The 18,953-nt window shown below is 60.9% G+C and carries 23 protein-coding genes; 9 read left to right on the top strand and 14 right to left on the bottom strand.

Features of this window, described 5'->3' with window-relative positions; all coding sequences use genetic code 11:
- The first annotated feature begins 232 nt into the window (after positions 1–232).
- The 3 genes from AB4O16_RS23335 (at position 233) to AB4O16_RS23325 (ending at position 1,374) form a co-directional block, all read left to right on the top strand.
- Positions 233–535 carry a type II toxin-antitoxin system HigB family toxin gene (locus AB4O16_RS23335; protein WP_160389117.1) on the top strand — a complete coding sequence of 101 codons (303 nt, stop codon included), beginning with the start codon at positions 233–235 and terminating at the stop codon, positions 533–535.
- Positions 535–894, top strand: a complete 360-nt coding sequence (locus AB4O16_RS23330; RefSeq protein ID WP_160389116.1) for a helix-turn-helix domain-containing protein — start codon at positions 535–537, stop codon at positions 892–894. Before AB4O16_RS23335 ends, AB4O16_RS23330 begins: the two co-directional genes overlap by 1 nt.
- A gap of 210 nt (positions 895–1,104) precedes the next feature.
- Positions 1,105–1,374 (top strand): short-chain dehydrogenase, encoded by a 270-nt coding sequence (locus tag AB4O16_RS23325; protein WP_160389115.1) that lies wholly within the window; start codon positions 1,105–1,107, stop codon positions 1,372–1,374.
- 446 nt (positions 1,375–1,820) lie between these two features.
- On the opposite strand, the gene tam is transcribed toward AB4O16_RS23325, so the two are convergent.
- Positions 1,821–2,591, bottom strand: a complete 771-nt coding sequence (tam, locus tag AB4O16_RS23320) for a trans-aconitate 2-methyltransferase (RefSeq protein ID WP_460155914.1) — start codon at positions 2,589–2,591, stop codon at positions 1,821–1,823.
- Positions 2,592–2,745: 154 nt separating this feature from the next.
- On the opposite strand from tam, the gene AB4O16_RS23315 reads away from it, so the two are divergent.
- On the top strand, positions 2,746–3,156 hold the full coding sequence (locus tag AB4O16_RS23315) for a low affinity iron permease family protein (protein WP_160389113.1): 411 nt from the start codon (positions 2,746–2,748) through the stop codon (positions 3,154–3,156).
- Between the two features lie 3 nt (positions 3,157–3,159).
- On the opposite strand, the gene AB4O16_RS23310 is transcribed toward AB4O16_RS23315, so the two are convergent.
- The 5 genes from AB4O16_RS23310 to AB4O16_RS23290 form a co-directional block, all read right to left on the bottom strand.
- The gene (locus tag AB4O16_RS23310) at positions 3,160–3,663 is read right to left on the bottom strand and encodes a DUF4142 domain-containing protein (RefSeq protein ID WP_160389112.1); all 504 of its coding nucleotides are present in this window, start codon (positions 3,661–3,663) and stop codon (positions 3,160–3,162) included.
- A 73-nt stretch (positions 3,664–3,736) separates the two neighbouring features.
- Positions 3,737–3,895, bottom strand: coding sequence for a KGG domain-containing protein (locus AB4O16_RS23305; protein ID WP_111280024.1), 159 nt, complete (start codon positions 3,893–3,895; stop codon positions 3,737–3,739).
- 117 nt (positions 3,896–4,012) lie between these two features.
- Complete coding sequence (locus AB4O16_RS23300; protein ID WP_460155913.1) at positions 4,013–5,359, bottom strand: sensor domain-containing protein; 1,347 nt, start codon at positions 5,357–5,359, stop codon at positions 4,013–4,015.
- Positions 5,360–5,438: 79 nt separating this feature from the next.
- Positions 5,439–6,077, bottom strand: a complete 639-nt coding sequence (locus tag AB4O16_RS23295; protein ID WP_160389110.1) for a LysE family translocator — start codon at positions 6,075–6,077, stop codon at positions 5,439–5,441.
- Between the two features lie 87 nt (positions 6,078–6,164).
- Positions 6,165–7,073, bottom strand: coding sequence for a LysR family transcriptional regulator (locus tag AB4O16_RS23290; protein ID WP_160389109.1), 909 nt, complete (start codon positions 7,071–7,073; stop codon positions 6,165–6,167).
- Positions 7,074–7,150: 77 nt separating this feature from the next.
- On the opposite strand from AB4O16_RS23290, the gene AB4O16_RS23285 reads away from it, so the two are divergent.
- Positions 7,151–7,639, top strand: coding sequence for a DMT family transporter (locus AB4O16_RS23285; protein WP_460155912.1), 489 nt, complete (start codon positions 7,151–7,153; stop codon positions 7,637–7,639).
- 140 nt (positions 7,640–7,779) lie between these two features.
- Here the strand turns inward: AB4O16_RS23285 and AB4O16_RS23280 are convergent, their stop codons facing one another.
- From AB4O16_RS23280 to AB4O16_RS23265, 4 genes are all read right to left on the bottom strand, one after another.
- A complete protein-coding gene (locus tag AB4O16_RS23280) occupies positions 7,780–9,111 on the bottom strand; it encodes an MFS transporter (protein WP_160389107.1) in 1,332 nt (443 codons plus the stop codon).
- Between the two features lie 186 nt (positions 9,112–9,297).
- Entirely contained in the window at positions 9,298–10,224 is a 927-nt protein-coding gene (locus AB4O16_RS23275; protein ID WP_460155911.1) for a hydroxymethylglutaryl-CoA lyase, read from the bottom strand.
- A complete protein-coding gene (locus AB4O16_RS23270) occupies positions 10,221–11,414 on the bottom strand; it encodes a CaiB/BaiF CoA transferase family protein (protein ID WP_460155910.1) in 1,194 nt (397 codons plus the stop codon). The genes AB4O16_RS23275 and AB4O16_RS23270 overlap by 4 nt, the downstream gene beginning before the upstream one ends.
- A 251-nt stretch (positions 11,415–11,665) precedes the next feature.
- Positions 11,666–12,574 (bottom strand): LysR family transcriptional regulator, encoded by a 909-nt coding sequence (locus AB4O16_RS23265; protein WP_160389172.1) that lies wholly within the window; start codon positions 12,572–12,574, stop codon positions 11,666–11,668.
- Positions 12,575–12,705: 131 nt separating this feature from the next.
- On the opposite strand from AB4O16_RS23265, the gene AB4O16_RS23260 reads away from it, so the two are divergent.
- Positions 12,706–13,725, top strand: a complete 1,020-nt coding sequence (locus AB4O16_RS23260; RefSeq protein WP_460155909.1) for a DUF4917 family protein — start codon at positions 12,706–12,708, stop codon at positions 13,723–13,725.
- 113 nt (positions 13,726–13,838) lie between these two features.
- On the opposite strand, the gene AB4O16_RS23255 is transcribed toward AB4O16_RS23260, so the two are convergent.
- The gene (locus AB4O16_RS23255; RefSeq protein WP_460155908.1) at positions 13,839–14,381 is read right to left on the bottom strand and encodes a helix-turn-helix domain-containing protein; all 543 of its coding nucleotides are present in this window, start codon (positions 14,379–14,381) and stop codon (positions 13,839–13,841) included.
- A 153-nt stretch (positions 14,382–14,534) separates the two neighbouring features.
- On the opposite strand from AB4O16_RS23255, the gene AB4O16_RS23250 reads away from it, so the two are divergent.
- On the top strand, positions 14,535–15,317 hold the full coding sequence (locus tag AB4O16_RS23250) for an aldolase (RefSeq protein WP_460155907.1): 783 nt from the start codon (positions 14,535–14,537) through the stop codon (positions 15,315–15,317).
- Between the two features lie 26 nt (positions 15,318–15,343).
- Positions 15,344–16,231, top strand: a complete 888-nt coding sequence (locus AB4O16_RS23245; RefSeq protein WP_460155906.1) for a dihydrodipicolinate synthase family protein — start codon at positions 15,344–15,346, stop codon at positions 16,229–16,231.
- 130 nt (positions 16,232–16,361) lie between these two features.
- On the opposite strand, the gene AB4O16_RS23240 is transcribed toward AB4O16_RS23245, so the two are convergent.
- The 3 genes from AB4O16_RS23240 to AB4O16_RS23230 form a co-directional block, all read right to left on the bottom strand.
- Positions 16,362–16,706, bottom strand: coding sequence for a YegP family protein (locus AB4O16_RS23240; RefSeq protein ID WP_160389100.1), 345 nt, complete (start codon positions 16,704–16,706; stop codon positions 16,362–16,364).
- A gap of 165 nt (positions 16,707–16,871) precedes the next feature.
- Positions 16,872–17,177 carry a ribbon-helix-helix domain-containing protein gene (locus AB4O16_RS23235; RefSeq protein WP_008051823.1) on the bottom strand — a complete coding sequence of 102 codons (306 nt, stop codon included), beginning with the start codon at positions 17,175–17,177 and terminating at the stop codon, positions 16,872–16,874.
- 14 nt (positions 17,178–17,191) lie between these two features.
- Positions 17,192–17,773, bottom strand: a complete 582-nt coding sequence (locus AB4O16_RS23230; protein WP_160389099.1) for a DJ-1/PfpI family protein — start codon at positions 17,771–17,773, stop codon at positions 17,192–17,194.
- 232 nt (positions 17,774–18,005) lie between these two features.
- Here AB4O16_RS23230 and AB4O16_RS23225 point away from each other — a divergent pair, with 232 nt between their 5' ends.
- A complete protein-coding gene (locus AB4O16_RS23225) occupies positions 18,006–18,896 on the top strand; it encodes a DMT family transporter (protein ID WP_460155905.1) in 891 nt (296 codons plus the stop codon).
- Positions 18,897–18,953 lie beyond the last annotated feature (57 nt).

The following is an 18,953-nucleotide window of genomic DNA, read 5'->3' as shown; positions in this document are numbered from 1 at the left end:
AGGGTGGTTTTGACGGGGGATGCAGAGACAGAAAAAACCGGCCTTGATGGCCGGTTTTTTTGTGGGCGGGATTTGGGTTAGCGTCTTCAAGCCCTGAAAATTAGCGTTTTAGCGCAAGATCCAGGTTTTTGTTAACGTTTTTCTTGTCCCGATAACGGATTTCCTCAACGACATCAGAGATTGCAACTCTCCAAAACTCAGACTAATATCTCCCAAAACGGGAGGACGTGCAGTGCGTGTGATTGCAAAAGGAACATTGCGGGAGTTCTGGGAAAGTAGCCCGGCTTATGCTGACTCTGAAACACCACTGGTTGAATGGTATCGGCACATGGAAAAAGCCGTTTATGGCACGCCGCAAGAGGTTAAAGCGGAGCTGAGAACGGCTAGCATCCTTAAGGGCGGCAGGGTTGTATTCAACATCGGTGGCAACAAATACCGGGTAATCATGGCAATCGACTATCAGCGCCAGCTAAGTTTCATACGATTCGTTGGCACCCACGCCCAGTACGATCAGATCAACGCGGAGACCGTGTGATGGACATTAAACCTATTCGCAATCAAGAAGACCTGACTGCTGCATTTGCACGGGTGGAACAATTGTGGGGAGCTGAAATGGGTTCTCCTGAGGGCGATGAGCTGGAAATTCTGGCGCTGCTCATCGAAAAGTACGAAGACGAGCATTACCCGATGCCGCCCTCCGATCCGATTGAGGCAATTAAATTTCGCATGGACCAGCAAGGCCTGACCCCTCGCGATCTGGAACCCTTCATTGGTACGAGCGGAAGGGTATCTGAGGTGCTGAACCGCAAACGTAAGTTGAGCCTGTCGATGATCAAGCGCCTGCACGACGGGTTGCGGATTCCTTACGAAAGCTTGCTGGCGGGTGTTGCCTGATGGCGTAGATCTCCCTCCAGATTTCAGCCTCTCCGAGGATATCTCGGAGCACTTTTGATCATGCTCAGCTGCTTTTTCGGTGGCTGTGCGTGGGAGACCTTAGGGTCTGCCGGTTTTACCATGGTCCGGTTCGCCAACCCGCGTACAGCTACCACCCTATTGTTTGGCGACAATTGAGTGGTGCGTTCTCCTCCAACATGGTGATCACTCATGAATGAATACATGGCTTTAACCAGCAACGCCGACGACCTCCCCTCCCTCTTCGTCAACACCACCCAACCCCTGCACTCCCTGCTCAGCACGGCCAGCTACAGGATTCGCGCCGTGACGCAGCTTCTTGAAAACCTGGCGATGCGCGGTGATCTGAGCTCTGACACCGTTGTGCTCAGCGACTTTGCGTTGCTGTGCTGTGTGCCCCTGCGTGACGGATGTGATGTTCTGGATGTGATCGCGCGCCGCATGGATGCAGAACCGTCCTGAAGCCATATCGGCAAAAACGCGCCAATCACGAAATAGCACAGGCAATTGTGGCGAGGGCGCTTGCTCCCGCTGGGTTGCGAAGCAGCCCCCGCTCTTCGGCTTAAAAGCAGGGACTGCTGCGCAGTCCGACGGGAGCAAGCTCCCTCGCCTAAGGTTGCCAATAGCCATGGAGCAAAAAGCGGCATAAACACCGTAACCGGTGTCCGGGATTACTTGACCAGTTCAGCTTGCCGGCGATGAACTCAAGTGCGCCGCGTTTATCCGGATCACACGCGTTATCGTTGACGACCATTCGCTGGCAAGCCAGCTCCTACAAGAGCCCGCGTGGCCTCCACCTGTAGGAGCCGGCTTGCCGGCGATGGACTCAAGTGCGCCGCGTTTATCCGGTTTGCACGCGTTATCGTTGACGACCATCGCGAGCAGGCTCGCTCCTACAAGAGATCGCATCAGCGGGTCGCGACGATAAACAGTCGCGGGAACGGCAGCAGCACCGAACCATCGGCCAAGGCCGGATACGCCTGCTCGATAGCCGCCTGATACTGCTTCAGATACTGCGCCCGTTCCGCCTCGTCCAGCGGATCGAGAAACGGCCGCAAACCGCTGCCCTTGAACCACTCAACCACGCCAGACGCACCGCCCGCTAGCGGATGGTGGTAAGTGGTACGCCATACGTCGACGCGGGTGCAGCAGGCTTTCAAGATCGAGTAGTAGGCACTGGCATCGGCCATTTCGGTCCGCTGCCCGGCAGCGCCTGCCAGTTTACTTGCCCATGGACCAGCGGCAGCGACTTCACGCATCAAGCGGTGCGAGGGCTCATTGAGATTGTCCGGCATTTGAATCGCCAGACTGCCGCCCTGTGACAGTTTATTCACCAACGACGGAAACAATGCGCCGTGATCAGGCAGCCACTGCAACACCGCATTGGCGAATATCACGTCGAACGGGCCGTTGTCGTTCCAGGTGTCGATACCGGCGATGTCGAACTGCACCTGCGGCAAGCGCTTGCGCGCAGCGTCGATCATGTCGCTCGAACTGTCCAGGCCACGCACCGTGGCGCCGGCAAAACGCTCGACCAGCAACTGCGTGGAGTTCCCCGGGCCGCAACCGATATCGATGGCCGAACGCACGTCCCCGGCGGGGATGGCCGCCAGCAGGTCACGGGCGGGACGGGTGCGTTCATCTTCAAAAGCGACGTACTGTTTGGCAGACCAACTCATTGCGTTCTCCTGTCGGTGTGTTGTCCTCGGGTCGCTACGATACCGCGGCCAGCGCCATCAATGGTTTCAGAAAACCACCCTTTCAATCACATCGAATTTTCATCCCACCGTCGCTGTCACAAATTCAGGCGCCCTCCCAATAAGGAACACGGTCATGAAATTCGCCAAAATCGCGCAGAAACTCGCCCTCTGGACCGGTAGCCCCAAGACGTTCCTGGGGGCGATCACCCTGATTTTTCTGTGGGGGCTGAGCGGGCCGATTTTCCATTTCAACGATACGTGGCAGCTGATCATCAACACCTCGACCACCATCATCACGTTCCTGATGGTGTTCCTGATCCAGAACACGCAAAACCGCGACACGGACATTCTGCATCTGAAGGTCGATGAGTTGCTGCGGGTGACGAAAGAGGCGCAGAACGCGATGCTCGGGCTTGAAGCGCTGGACCTCAAGGAGCTGGAGAACCTGAGAAAGCACTACCGCAGCCTTGGCGAAGGCCTGACCATTGACCTGGACGGCACCGTCGTCCAGGAAAAAGGCCAGCAAAACCTGAATAACTGCTGATGATCAACTTCTGGCTTGCAGGGCCTTGGCCATCTGCAGATGATTTTGCAGCTTTGGCAGGGTTTCTTCGGCGAACGCCTTGATCTGCGGCACGTCGGTGGTTTGAGCGACCTGCTGCAACTGATCGATGGCTTGCTGCGTGGTCTTCACTTGACTGGCCGCGTAGGCCTCATCGAAGGTCGCCCCATCCATGACTTGTGGCATCAGGGTCTTGGCTTTTTCGACAATCTCTTCACGCGGCGCTACCGGCAAATCCAGTTGTCTGGCGATTTTCGCCAGGTGCTGGTTCGCGGTGGTGCGGTCGTTGATGACGACGATGGTGTAATCCTTGACCTCTTTGGACTCGGATTTCTGGTGTGCCAGGCGACTGGCCTCGATGTCGGCCATGCCTTGGGCCGAAGCATCGTCAATGAATTCGGCGGGGGACTGGGCAAGGACGTTGCCGGCAAACAGGCCCAACAACGTGGCAAAACTGATGTTGCATAATCGGGTGGCCATCCGTTTCATGGTCGCGCCCTCCTTTTTCAAATTCAAACGGGAGCTTTCGCCCCCGCTTCTCAATCAAAACCACCTGCATCCATTACTTGGATTTCTGTCCGGGCTTGCGGCCCATATCGGGTTTCGCAGGCTCTTTATCGACAGTCGTGGTGGTGGTTTTCCCACCCTTGCGACCGGCTTCAGTGGCCTTGGTTCGATCGTTGGCGAAATTTCCCGAGTTCGAGTTTCTTGAATTAGGCATGATTCTCTTCCTCTTGGTGATGAGCGCGGCGAGCTTGCGCCCACATAGAATCAGAATTTGCGCGCTGCAAAAGGTTTAGAAAATTGCTTGGACAGCACGACGAACGGTGCCCGGTTGTCAGACCAGCCGCAGGTGATGCTCGCGTTTGGCGCAATACATCGCCTCGTCGGCATGCCGGAACAACTGATTCTCTTCGATGCCGTGATCGGGGTACCGGGCGACGCCGATACTCGGCTGGATTTTCAGGTTGTGCCCGTCCAGACGCAGGGGCTGGACCAGGACCTGTCGGATTTTTCCGACCACGATGTCGGTATCGTCTGCAGCATGAATGCTGTGCAGCAACACCACGAATTCATCGCCGCCTATCCGGGCCACGGTATCGGTTTCTCGCACACAGCCCTTGAGCCGGTTGGCCACCGCTTGCAGCAGCATGTCGCCGACCGCGTGGCCATGGGTGTCATTGACTTGCTTGAAGCGGTCGAGGTCGACGTACAGCAGCGCCATGCGCCCGCCGTCCATCCGGGCCGCTTGCAGTGATGCCTTGAGGCGGTCGCGCAACAGCTCCCGGTTGGGCAACTGGGTCAGTTGGTCGTACTGGGCCATGTGTTGCAGGCGGGCGTGCAACTGCTTGCGCTCGATGGCCGTCGCGACCTGGGCGCAGACGTATTGCAGCAGTTCCTTGTCTTGCTCGGTGTAGCGCTCGCCGCCCGGAACGCTTTTGACGATCAATGCGCCGATGGTGCCGTTTTGCGAGTTCAGCGGCACACCCAGCCAGCACGGTGCGTTCTGCTCGGTCATCAGCGCTTCGAAGCCGGCCGTCGGTGTGCGATGGTCCGGGGTCAACAGGATCGGTTGCCCCGTGCGGATCACTTCGGCGCACAGCCGCCCGGTGATGGATCCGGGTTGTTCGGGCTGTGGCTCATGGTCATCGACGTGATAAGGGAAATTCAGCTGCGCGCAGTGTTCGTCGTACAGCGCCACGGAAAAATTCAGCGCCGGCAGCCACTCACCGATGATCATGTGGATGCGCTTGAACAACGCCAGCAGATCCTCCGCCGCGTGGGCCGCTTCAGAAATCGCATACAACGCGGCCTGCCGGGATTCGGCCTGCTTGCGCTCGGTGATGTCGCGCGCCACGGCGATGCGCAACTGGTCGACCTCGGACCAGCGGGCCGACCAGAGAATGTGCACCACGCGGCCATCCTTGCGCAGGTAGCGGTTTTCGAAGTTGAGCTTGGGCTCGCCGCCCATGATTTCCCGGGCGGCGTCGAGGGTGCGCTGACGATCCCCCGGGTGCACCATATCGATCATCAGCCGACCGATCATTTCATCGGCGCCATAGCCGAAAATGCGCTCGCACGCCGCACTGACAAAGACAAAGCGGCCCTGCTTGTCCACCGCACAAACGGCATCCAGCAACAGATCGATGTAGCTCGCCAAAGGCGCGGAATTACGGTTTTCCATGGTTCAGCGTGGGTGTCCCGACAATGCTGCGCTCATCAATCATCCCTGCCCGTTCGGTCTTGCTTCCTTGTCATCACATTCAAGCCTTGTTCGGTATCAGCCCCGGCAACGCATGGACCAGCGCGTTGATGGCAAAACCGATGAACATCACCCCGCACAACCGGGTGATTGCCAGTTCATGACGCTGGTACACGTTGCGCACTCGCCGAGCCCCAACGATGCCGATGAGGATAGCGTAGGCGAGCAATCCGCCGACGAAGCTCAGGCCGATCAGTGCCGGCAGCATTGACCAGTTGAGCAGTTCCGCGCGACTCGACAGCAGCGCCGTGAACGTCGCCACCGCCACCGGATAAGCCTTGGGATTGGTCAGGCCAAACACAATGCCATGCCAGAACGGTTGCCGCGCCGGGCCCTGCGGTGCATCGCCGTTGCTACGACGGGCGCGCACCGCACGCCAGCCGAGCCAGAACAGGTACAGACCGCTGAGCACACCGAGCACATCGAACGCGGTACTGCCGATCTCCCGCGCACCGACAATCGCGATCAGCGCGGTGCTGCACCAGACCACATCGCCGAGCAAATGCCCGCACAGAAACCCCGCCCCCGCCCGCCGTCCATGGGCCGCGCCAATACCGAACACCGCCAGCACACCCGGCCCCGGGGTGATGCCGTAGATAAAACCCGAGGCAAGCACGGCCATTAGCAACGATGGGGTCATTGGGAGTCCTTTTGAACTGTCTGGTGAATGGTCGCCAGTCTATATCAGGTCTTCAGCTGTCGACTGCCTGATCGCGACAGAAATTCTTCAACGGTGGGTCCCCTGCACGATCCGCTCATTCAGCCAGTTCAACGCCTGATCCCCACCCCGCCGTTTATGCCACGCCAACACAAAAGTGAACGATGGAATGTGAAACGGCGGTGGGACGACTATCAGTGATTGCTGATCGATATCGCGCATGCTTCGGGACGCGACGGTGAGGATCAGGTCGGTGCCGCTGATGAATTCCGGGGCCACGCGCCAATGCGGCAGGCTGACGGCGACGCGGCGACGTTCGCGCAAGGCGGTCAGCGCCCGCTCGATTTCCGGGGTGCCGCTGCCGCGCATCTCCAGCAGCACATGAGGCCGAGCCAGATAGGTCGGCAGGTCAAGCACCCCGTCGGCGGGCAGGCTGTTGCGGTCCACCAGGCAGGCGTAGTGCTCCTCGAACAGCGGCGTGCTGCGCAACTCGTTGGGCATTTCCGGGAACACGCCGGCGGCGACATCAATGTCGCCGTTGAGCACCCCTTCGAGCATGCTTTCGCGGCTGCCATGGCTGATTTGCAGGTCGATGCCCGGCGCTTCCCGGCGCAAGGTTCGGATCAGTCCCGGCAGGACGATGGCTGCGCCGTAGTCGGACATCGCCAGGCGAAAGGTGCGCCGGGTGGTCGCGGGATCGAAGGCATTGGGCGCCAGCAGCGCTTGCACCTGGGCCAGGGCTTCGGCCAGCGGTGCCACCAGTTCCAGCGCTCGCGGAGTCGGTACCAGGCCGGCACCGGCGCGCACCAGCAGTGGGTCGCCCAGCAGGTCGCGCAACCGCGCCAGCGCATGGCTGACCGCTGGCTGGCTCAGGTGCAGGCGCTCGGCAGCCCGGGTCACGTGTTGCTCGGCGAGCAAGGCGTCGAGGATCACCAGCAAGTTGAGGTCGATGCGTCGAAGATCATTCATCTGCTGCATGTTCTGGATAACAAAACGGAATTTAAATCTGCGCGACGAATACCCTAGAGTCCAGCAAAACCTGTTGGAGATCGATCATGAGTACGTTGCAGTGGGCCGGTCTGATAGGGCTGGCGATGATCGCCGGGGCGGTGGTGCCGTTTCAGAGTGCGATCAACGTCAATCTGGGGCGCGGATTGGGCCATCCGTTATGGGCGACGCTGGCCTCATTGCTGGTGAGCGTTGTGGTGTTGTTGCCGATCATCGTTGCGATGCGATTGCCGCTGCCGTCACTGGCGTTCATCAGCAAGGCGCCGCTCTGGATGTGGGCGGGTGGCGCTTTTGGCGTGTGCTTTATTTCCCTGGCATTGGTGCTGTTGCCCAAGCTGGGTGCCGCGGGGTTCATGGCATTGGCGCTGGCGGGGCAAGTGGTGGCGTCGTTGCTGCTGGATCACTTCGGCTGGTTTGGCTTGATGGAGCGGCAGGTCACGTTGCCCAAGGTGTTCGGGGTGGTGCTGTTGATGGCCGGGGTGGTGTTGATTCAGTTTTTTGATGCACCGGCCAAGGGTTTGGCGACGGCGGGTTGAGGTGAAAACCGAAAGTCAGATGTCGGCTATCAGTCAGTCTTCGCGAGCAGGCTCGCTCCCACATTGGATCTGTGACCGACACAAATTCCCCTGTGGGAGCGAGCCTGCTCGCGAAAGCTATTCATCTGACGCAGCAGCAATCAAGCCTTGTCGAGTGTGCGCAACTTCTGCGGCAACCCCCACAGCAGCAGCGCCACCGCAATCAGCGCACACACACCAATGACATACAGCGCCGGCGTGGTGCTGCCGGTCAGGTCCTTGATCCGGCCGACCATCACCGGGCTGACGATGCCGCCGAACTGGCCCAGGGTGTTGATCACCGCAATCCCGCCCGCCGCACCCGCGCCGGCACCGGCCAGCAGTTTCGGCGGCAGGGTCCAGAAGCTCGGGATGGAGGCGATGATCCCGGCACCCAGCAGGCCCAGCGCGACGATCAGGAAGGTCGTGTGGCTGGCGAAGATCCCCGCGCAGAAGAACCCGACCGCACCGACCGCTACCAGGCCGGCGACATACTTGCGCCGCTCGCCGGAAGCATCGGACAGGCGCCCGATCACCACCATGCTGATGGCACCGCAGATGTACGGGATGGCGGTCAGCAAGCCGATCATCACCGGGCTCTCGGTGCCGGCGCTGCGGATCAGTTGCGGAGCCCAGAAATTCAGGCCGTAGGACGCCACCTGAATCAGAAAGTAGATCAGGCCGAGGGTCAGGAAGCCCGGAATCCGCAACGCGGCGAGCAGCGAACCACCGCTCTTGTGCGGTTCATGCTGGGCGATGCGGCTGGCCAGCAGGGTCTTCTCTGAAGACGTCAGCCAATGGGCGTCTTCGATGCGGTCCTTGAGCAGGGTCAACACCAGCAGGCCGAGGCCGATGCAGGGCACACCGCCGAGCAGGAACAACCAGTGCCAGCCGCGCATGTCCATGAAGCCGTCGAGGTGTTGCAGCACAAGGCCCGAGAACGGCGCGCCCACCAGGCCGGCGAACGCCGACGACAGGAACAGCATCGAGGTGATGCGCCCGCGATAGTGCTGCGGGAACCACAGGGTCAGGTAATACAGCACGCCCGGAGCGAAACCCGCCTCCATCGCGCCGATCACGAAACGCAGGGTGTAGAACTGCCATTCGCTGTTGACGAACACCATGGCCGCCGTGGCCAGGCCCCAGGACATCATGATCCGGGCGATCCAGCGCCGGGCGCCGACCTTGTACAGCATCATGTTGCTCGGTACTTCGAAAATCACATAACCGACCACGAACAACCCGGCGCCGAGGCCGTACGCGGTGTCGCTCAGGCTCAGGTCGGTCTGCAGCTGAAACTTGGCGAAGCTGATGTTGATGCGGTCGAAAAAGGCGAACAGGTAGCAGACCATGATCAGCGGCATCAGGCGCCAGGCGACTTTGCTGACCAGGGCTTTTTCGGTGTCGTGGCTAACGGACGGGCTCGCGCTCGCCTCCAGTGCATTCAGGCTCATTGCGGTTCTCCAGGCGGACTTCCCGTGGGTGTCCGATTGTTTTTGTTGTCTGGTTCAGAGGGGCTATGTGAAAACTTTTACTGTGGGAGCGAGCTTGCTCGCGATGACTGAGTCACCTCCAGCATCGATGTCGACTGACCCGCCGCCATCGCGAGCAAGCTCGCTCCCACAGGTTTTTGAGTTGGGTCAGGAAGGCACGGGGTGCAGGTCGCAGTTGCGTCCGGCCTTGGCCAGTTGGCCCGGTACTTCGTGACCGAGCAGCGCCGGCAGTCCTCGGGACAGTTTCAGCAATAGAGGCAAATCGATGCCGGTGTGAATCCCGACTTCATCGCACAGGTTCACCAGATCCTCGGTGCAGATGTTGCCCGACGCCCCCGGTGCAAACGGGCAGCCGCCGAGGCCGCCGAGGGCCGCGTCGAAGCGCCGGGCACCGGCTTCGTAGGCGGCCAGCACGTTGCTCAGGCCAAGGCCGCGAGTGTTGTGGAAATGCAGGGTCAGGTCCGTCGGGGAGACCCGTTGCAGCACCCGGCGCACCAGTCGGTCGACCTGACGCGGATTGGCCATGCCCGTGGTGTCGGCCAGGGTGATGCCCCGGATGCCGAGCTCCTGATAGGCCTCGACGATTTGCAGTACGCGGTCCTCATCGATCTTGCCCTCGAACGGGCAGCCGAAGGTGGTGGCGATGCTGGCGTTGAGCCGTACAGGGCTATCGCCGACGAACTGCACGATCTCGCCGAACGCGGCCAATGAATCCTCACAACGCATGCGCATGTTCGCCAGGTTGTGGGTCTGGCTGGCGGACATCACCAGGTTCAGCTCATCGGCGCTGCACGCCATTGCCCGTTGCGCGCCTTTGAGGTTGGGGATCAGCGCGACGTAGATCACCCCCGGCTGCCGGTTGATGCCCTTGAACACCAGCTCGCCGTCGCGCAGCGCCGGAATGGCCTTGGGCGACACGAACGAACCGGCTTCGATGCGGCTGAATCCGGCCTGCGACAGTTGATCGATCAAGGCGATCTTGTCGTGGGTTTCAACCCAGGTTGGCTCGATTTGCAGACCGTCGCGCGGGGACACTTCCTGCACGATCAGGCTGTCGGAATAATCGCTGATCATTGCACCACTCCTTCGACTTTCAGGCGCTCGATGTCGGCAACGGTAAGGCCCAGTTGCGCAAGGATACCGTCGGTGTGCTGGCCTAATCCCGGGCCGGACCAGTTAACACCACCGGGGGTTTCGGAGAGTTTCGGCACGATGCCCGGCATCTTCACCGTGGCGCCACCGGGCAACTCGGCATTGAGCAGCATGTCCCGCGCCTGATAGTGCGGGTCGGCGACGATATCGGCCACCGAGTAGATGCGCCCGGCCGGGACTTCGGCGGCCTCCAGCGCAGCCAGGACATCGTCGATGGGCAAACTGCTGGTCCAGTGGGTGATGGCGGCGTCGAGCACATTGCTTTTGGCGGCACGCCCGTCGTTGTGGGCGAATTCCGCGGCCTCGGCCAGATCGGCGCGGCCGATGGTGTGCATCAGGCGCTTGTAGATCGGATCGCTGTTGCCGGCAATCACCACGTAGGCGCCGTCGGCGGTCAGATAGGTGTTGGACGGCGCGATCCCCGGCAAGGCGCCACCGCTGCGTTCACGCACATGGCCGAGCATGTCGTATTCCGGCACCAGGCTTTCCATGACGTTGAACACGCTTTCGGCCAGGGACACATCGACGATTTGCCCACCGCCCTGCCCGGTCTTGACCCGCAGCAGCGACATCAGCGCACCGATCACCGCGTGCAGCGACGCCAGCGAATCGCCGAGGCTTACGCCGACCCGCGCCGGTGGCGAACCGGGGGTGCCGGTGGTGTAGCGGATGCCGCCCATGGCTTCGCCAATGGCACCGAAACCCGGACGATCGCGGTACGGCCCGGTCTGGCCGTAACCGGAGATCCGCACCAGCGTCAGGTTGGGATTGAGCGCGTGCAACACGTCCCAACCGAGGCCGAGTTTCTCCAGGGCGCCGGGGCGCAGGTTCTCGATCAGCACATCGGCGCTGGTCGCCAGTTGCTTGACCAGCTCGATGCCTTCAGGGGACTTGAGGTTCAGCGCCAGGGACTTCTTGTTGCGTGATTGCAGGTACCACCACAGCGAGGTGCCTTCGTGCAGCTTGCGCCATTTGCGCAGGGGATCGCCCTGGCCCATGGCTTCGATCTTGATCACCTCGGCGCCGAACTCGGCCAGCATGCGCGCCGCAAACGGCGCGGCGATCAGCGTGCCGATCTCGATCACTTTGATCGCACTCAAGGGGGCAGTCATCGCGGGGTACCTCTTGTTCTTGGAATATGTGCCAAGGCTAGAGGACGGGGGCTCGGGAATCCAACCTTCAGTTGGCAACGGGCGTTCGCGAAATGCGAACGCTCGGGGAGATCATCGCGATCTGTAGTCCGTCATCGCGGGCAAGCCCGCTCCCACAGGGATCTTCAGTGTTCGCACAATTTGTGCTTCACATCACCCATTGTGGGAGCGGGCTTGCCCGCGATGAGGCCAGCCCATTCAGCCGAGAACTATCAGGCTGAACCCCGCAAATGCTCAAACAACATCCGGCTCACCGGCGACAATAACGCCTCATCGCGCACCACCAGGATCAACGCCCGGTCCGACCATTCGTCCGTCAACGGCACCGCGTGCAAACCCAGCGCCCGGCCAAACAACTCATAGGCCCGCTGCGGCAGGACGCCGATGCCCATGTTGGCCTGGACCATGCGGCACATGGCGTCGAACCCCGGCACATGAATGCGCACCCGCAGCACCTTGCCGGCTTCGCGGGCCGCCGCATGGGTACGCATGTTGATCGAACTGGCGGCATGCAGCCCGACGTAATCGCTCTGCAGCGTATCGGCGAAGGCCACGCTCGAGCGGTTCGCCAATGGATGATCGGGCGGCATCAGCACCACCAGTTTGTCCTGGCGGTACAGCACGCTGTGCAGGCCCTTGATGTCACTGTCGATGGAACAGATGCCGAGGTCGGCCACCCCGTCGAGCACGCCCTGGATCACCCCGGCGCTGGGGCGTTCTTCGAGGTCGGTCTTGACCTGTGGGTGGCGCTCGGAAAAGTCCCGCAGGTCCTCGGGCAAAAACTGAATGATCGCCGACAGGTTGGCGAGCATCCGCACATAGCCGCGCACACCGTGGCTGTGCTCGCCCAGCTCAAGACCCATTTTCTCGACGTTGAACAACATCTGCCGGGCATGATGCAGCAGGGTTTCACCGGCCGGCGTCAGCGACATGCCCTTGGCCTGGCGCACAAACAGGCTGATGCCCAGCGCCTCCTCCAGCTCCATCAGGCGCTTGCTCGCCGCCGAGACGGCGATCGCTTCACGCGAGGCGGCACGGGTCAGCGTGCCTTCTTCATGGACGGCGACGAACAGTTGCAGAGTGATCAGGTCGAGACGGCGGATCAGGCTTTTTTGCAGCATCGGGTACTCGGCGAAGTCGGCGCGGACGAAGTCGCAGCATAACGTTGTTCGCCCGCGTCGTACCGTGGTCGAGCGCCCGGTCGTGATAAAGTCGCCGCCCACAGACCTTTTGCCGTGAGACGAAGACCGCAATGACCGATTTCCAGGATGTCGACGCCCAACTTGAAGACTGGAACGCCTTGCGCAACACCGCTTCGTTCAGTGGCTTGCTGGTGGGCAACGGCGCCAGCCGCGCGGTGTGGGACGATTTCGGCTACGAGTCGCTGTTCGAAAACGCCCGCACCGTTGAAGAAAAACCCCTGAGCCCGTCCGAGCTGAGCGTGTTCGATGCGATGCAGACGCGCAGTTTCGAGCAGGTACTGAGCGCCCTGAAAACCACCAGCCGGGTCAACAAGGCCCTGGCCGTCAGCTCCGCCGCGCCGCGCAATCGCTACTACGCGATCAAGGAAGCGCTGATCAACAGCGTGCATGCGCTGCATATCCCGTGGCGGCTGGTGGTGCCTTCGACGCTGGCGACGATCAATCAGGAACTGGCCCGCTATCGCACGGTGTTCACCACCAATTACGACCTGCTCAATTACTGGGCCGTGCAACAGCAGCCCGAGGCGATCACCGATCTGTTCCAGGGTGCCGAACCGGCTTTCGACCTGAGCGCCACGGCCTCCGACAAGACCCGCTTGCTGTACCTGCACGGTGGTCTGCACCTGGTGCGCAACCAGGACGGCACGGCGCGCAAGCTGATGTCGACCGAGGGCACGCTGCTGGGCAATTTCGCCATCAACAACACGATCAAGACCCTCGACGACGTGCCGCTGTTCGTCAACGAAGGGCCGAGCGCGGACAAGCTCAAGACCATTCGCAGCTCGGACTATCTGTCGTTCTGCTACGAGCAACTGCTCGGTCACGACCAGGCGCTGTGCATCTTCGGCCATGCGCTGGGCGAGCAGGACAGCCACATCATCCATGCCTTGCGCCTGGCGAAGCCGCAGGTAGTGGCGATCTCGATCTACCCGCGCAGCAAGGCGTTCATCCAGCACCAGAAGCGGCACTACGCGAAAGTGTTTGAGGGGACGGGGGTCGAGCTGCGGTTTTTTGATTCGACGAGCCATGCGTTGGGTGGGACGAAGCTCACGGTTCCGGTCGAGGTTTAGCGGCGACGCGGCTACCGCTATCGCGAGCAAGCTCGCTCCCACAGGGGTAATGCATTCCAATGTGGGAGCGAGCCTGCTCCGGGCGGCGTTCCGACGAAGCTTTTAAGGTCAACTCATTCTTCGGTGCTATGCACCACCACCAGCAACTGCGCCTGAACCTCCCCCACCGAACGAATCCGATGCGGCTTCTGTGCATTGAAGTGCAACGCATCGCCACGTTCGAGCAGCACGCGCTCGTTCATGAAGTCCACTTCCACTCGTCCTTCGTGGACGAACAGAAACTCCTCGCCCAGATGCTCCTTGAAGGTCTTGTCGGTGAATTCGGCCGGCGGGTAAATGATGAACGGCAACAGGCTGCGTTCGCTGACCTGATGGGCCAGCACCGCGTAACCCGGATTGCTGTCGCTGGCGCCCAAAGGTTGGCGCTCGTGGCTGCGCACCAGGCTGTAGCTGTCGAGGCTGACGTTGTCTTCGCTGAACAATTCCTCGACCTTCACGTTCAGCGCCTTGGCCAGTTTCAGGGCGGCAGCAATCGACGGAGTGTTCAGTCCGCGCTCGACTTTCGACAGGTAACTCTTGGTCATGCCGGATTGTTCGGCCAAGGCTTCCAAGGTCACGCCAAGTTTTTTTCTTAGTAATTTCAAACGGATAGACATGTAGAGCGGTTAATCCATCAAGGAGGCAACGATTTGTCCTTGCCAATGACACAAAGTGTCATATAGCCTCTTTAGTGTCATTTGCACTCACCGACGACTTTGCGAGGAACCGGTGAGCGGCAAAGTGCATTGAATCACCCAAAGGACACCGATATGGCCAAGACATTAGCACTGCCCAAAGAGCAACTGGTCAAGCACGCGCTGAGCCAAATGCAAAATACCCTGGCGGATAATACGTGGACCGCCCGGCAAAAGCTGGCCCTGACCTGCCGCATCCTGTTCGAGCACGGCCACGACTCCGGTCTTGCCGGGCAAATCACCGCCCGCGGTCCGCAACCCGGCACTTACTACACTCAACAACTGGGCCTGGGTTTCGACGAAATCAGCGCGGGCAACCTGCTGCTGGTCAACGAAGACCTGGAGGTGCTCGAAGGCCACGGCATGCCCAACCCGGCCAATCGTTTTCACAGCTGGGTGTACCGCGCCCGCCCGGATGTGAACTGCATCATCCACACTCATCCGACCCACGTTGCGGCCTTGTCGATGCTGGAAGTGCCGCTGCAGATTTCCCACATGGACCTCTGCCCGCTCTATGACGACTGCGCGTTTCTCGAAGGCTGGCCGGGTGTGCCGGTGGGCAACGAAGAAGGCGAACTGATTGCCGGGGCGCTGGGCGACAAACGGGCGATCCTGCTTTCGCACCATGGTCAATTGTCCACCGGCAGCTCCATCGAGGAAGCCTGTGTCATCGCGCAACTGATCGAACGCGCCGCGAAACTGCAACTGCTGGCGATGAGCGCCGGGACCATCAAGCCGATCATCCCCGCGCTGGGCCGTGAAGCCCATGACTGGATTGCCCGGCCCAAACGCCACGCCGCCGCTTTCAACTACTACACCCGGCAGATCCTGCGCGAACACGCCGATTGCCTGAACTGAACCCATTGATAGAACGGAGAGACACCATGTCCACCGCCAACATTCACGGCATCATCGGCTACACCATCACGCCTTTTACCGCCAATGGCGAAGGCATCGATCTGGACGCCCTCGGGCGCTCCATCGACCGTCTGATCGAGGGCGGCGTGCACGCCATCGCACCACTGGGCAGCACCGGCGAAGGGGCCTACCTGAGCGACGCGGAGTGGGATCAGGTCAGCGAATTCAGCATCAGGCACGTGGCCAAACGCGTGCCCACCGTCGTCAGCGTGTCGGACCTGACCACCGCCAAGGCGATACGCCGCGCGCGTTTCGCCGAAGCCCAGGGTGCCGATGTGGTGATGGTACTGCCGGCGTCCTACTGGAAGCTCAGCGAAGCGGAAATCCTCGCCCATTACCGCGCCATCGGCGACAGCATCGGCGTGCCGATCATGCTCTACAACAACCCGGCCACCAGCGGTACCGACATGTCGGTGGACCTGATCCTGCGCATTTTCAACGCCGTGGAAAACGTGACCATGGTCAAGGAGAGCACCGGCGACATCCAGCGCATGCACCAGTTGCAACGCCTGGGCGAAGGCCGGGTGCCGTTCTACAACGGCTGCAATCCCCTGGCTCTGGAGGCTTTTGCCGCCGGCGCAAAAGGCTGGTGCACGGCGGCGCCGAACCTGATCGCACAGCTCAATCTGGATTTGTATGACGCCGTGCTGGCCAACGATTTGCTCAAGGCACGCGAGCTGTTCTATCGGCAGTTGCCGCTGCTGGATTTCATCCTCAAGGGTGGTTTGCCGGCGACGATCAAGGCGGGTTTGCGGGCGACGGGTCTGGAGGCGGGAGATCCGCGGCTGCCGGTGTTCCCGTTGAGTGAGGCCGGTTGTGCTCAGTTGCAAGATCTGTTGATGGCCCTGCGCTGATCTCCAGCCGTATATAAAAACACTGTGGGAGCGAGCTTGCTCGCGATGGCAGCCTATCAGACAACATGGATGTTGAATGTGGTGGCCTCATCGCGAGCAAGCTCGCTCCCACAGGGGATGTGTGTTGATCTCAAAGCACCGGCAAGGTCTTGTCCTTGATCACCGTCGTCGAGCCGTTGGCCTTCACGCTGGCGATGCCTTTCTCCATGGCGGCAGCAGAGGCATAGGCCTCGCTGCTGCCGATGATCTCGTGGTTACCGGCCTTGAGGTTGAAATACGGATGGCCATCCTTGGTGGTTTTCTTCTCGTAGCGCTCATCCAGCGGGCTGTTGGCCTGGACCGAGGCGATGCCTTTGTCGGCGGCGGCGTGGGTGGTGTACAGCTCGCTGGTCAGAATGGTCTCGGCGTTGGCCGCCTTGAGGACGAACCTGAACTGGCCATTGCTGCTTTTGCTCACTTCATACCATCCGGACATGCTGTTTTCTCCTTGGCGATTGAGAGGTAATGCGCTTCACAGTAAAGACCAGCTCCAGGCTTCTGTCGCCTGTTCTGGCCCCTTCGCGAGCAGGCTCGCTCCCACAGGGATCACATTGAACCTGTGGGAGCGAGCCTGCTCGCGAAAGGGGCGATGCGGTCGCTGCTACTTCACCACTGCCCGCACCACCGACAACTCCGGCGCCGACGTGCGCCGCTGACTCAGGTACCGCGTGCAACTGACCCGCAGGAACGAAGCGAAATTGACCACCTCGCCGCGATAGTCCATCACCTCTTCATACAGCTTGGCGATCAACTGGTTGGTGGTCATGCCATCAACCTCGGCGATTTCGCTGAGGATGTCCCAAAACTGGTTTTCCAGCCGCAGGGTGGTGACCACCCCGCAGATGCGCAGTGAGCGCGAGCGTGATTCGTACAGAATCGGGTCGGCTTTGACGTACAGCTCGCACATGGACCTATCCCTCGTTACAGCGTGATTTTGGTACCCAGCAAACCCAGGAAACCGGCCAGCCAGTTCGGGTGCGCAGGCCAGGCCGGAGCCGTGGCCAGATTGCCCTGAACATGGCCGTCCGTCACCGGGATTTCGATATACGTACCGCCCGCCAGGCGCACTTCCGGAGCGCAGGCCGGATAGGCGCTGCATTCACGACCTTCGAGAACACCCGCTGCCGCCAGCAACTGCGCGCCATGGCACACGGCGGCGATCGGTTTGCCGGCCTTGTCGAATGCGCGCACCAACTCCAGGACCTTTTCGTTCAGGCGCAGATACTCCGGCGCACGGCCGCCCGGAATCAGCACGGCGTCATAATCGGCGGCGTCGACCTTGGCGAAATCGAAGTTCAGGGCAAACAGGTGACCGGGTTTTTCACTGTAGGTCTGGTCACCCTCAAAGTCATGGATCGCCGTGCGCACGGTCTGGCCGGCGGTCTTGTCCGGGCAAACGGCGTGTACCGTGTGGCCGACCATCAGCAGCGCCTGGAACGGCACCATCACTTCATAGTCTTCGACGTAATCACCGACCAGCATCAGAATTTTTTTCGCAGCCATGGGGAGGACTCCTCTGGAAGTGGGCGTGCAGGAGTATTCAAGGTAGTCCTTATCCAGCCGGGCGGGTAACAACCGGCTACTACCTGAACACAGGACCTGTGGGAGCGTGGCTTGCCCGCGATGGCGGCCTCAAACTGTACGGATAACTCTGCACCTAGCTGTAACAGCGGCTTTCACCAGGTTTATGGCTATATAACGACATCCCCCATCACCCACGATTCTGGTTGCCATCATGTCCTCGCGCGAAAACACCGGCATGGCCCTGGGCCTGCTCGGCGTTGTGATCTTCAGCCTCACCCTGCCCTTCACGCGGATCGTCGTGCAGGAACTCCACCCGCTGCTCAACGGCCTGGGCCGGGCATTGTTTGCGGCGGTTCCGGCCGCGTTGCTGTTGCTCTGGCGCCGGGAAAAATGGCCAACCTGGAAACAGGTAAAAGGCCTGACGCTGGTGATGGCCGGGGTGATCCTCGGTTTTCCGGTGTTGTCGGCCTGGGCCATGCAAACCTTGCCGGCGTCTCACGGTGCGCTGGTCAACGGTCTGCAGCCGCTGTGCGTGGCGCTGTACGCCGCATGGCTGTCCCATGAACGGCCTTCGAAAGCCTTCTGGGCCTGCGCCGCACTGGGTAGCGCGCTGGTGCTCGGTTATGCACTGATCAGCGGCGCCGGCAGCATTCAGGCCGGTGACTTGCTGATGCTCGGCGCCATTGCCGTGGGTGGACTGGGGTACGCCGAGGGAGGCCGGTTGGCCAGGGAGATGGGCGGCTGGCAGGTGATCTGCTGGGCGCTGGTGCTGTCGACGCCGTTGCTGATCGGCCCGGTGGTGTACCTGGCGTTGCAACATCAGGGCGAAATTTCCGCCAAGACCTGGTGGGCCTTCGGTTATGTCTCGCTGTTTTCGCAGTTCATCGGCTTCTTTGCCTGGTACGCCGGGCTGGCCATGGGCGGCATAGCCCGGGTCAGTCAGATCCAGTTGCTGCAGATCTTCTTCACCATCGCCTTTTCGGCGTTGTTCTTCGGAGAACATGTGGAGCCGATTACCTGGCTGTTTGCTGGCGGGGTGATTGTCACTGTGATGCTCGGGCGCAAAACCACAGTGCGCCCGGCGCGAACTGCCACTGCCTGACCCTGTAGGAGCCGGCTTGCCGGCGATGGCGATTTTGAGGACGCCATCGCCAGCAAG

The organism is Pseudomonas sp. S2_H10 (assembly GCF_054668285.1).
Note: the sequence above shows the minus strand (reverse complement) of the source record. Positions and strands in the feature narration are given on the sequence as shown.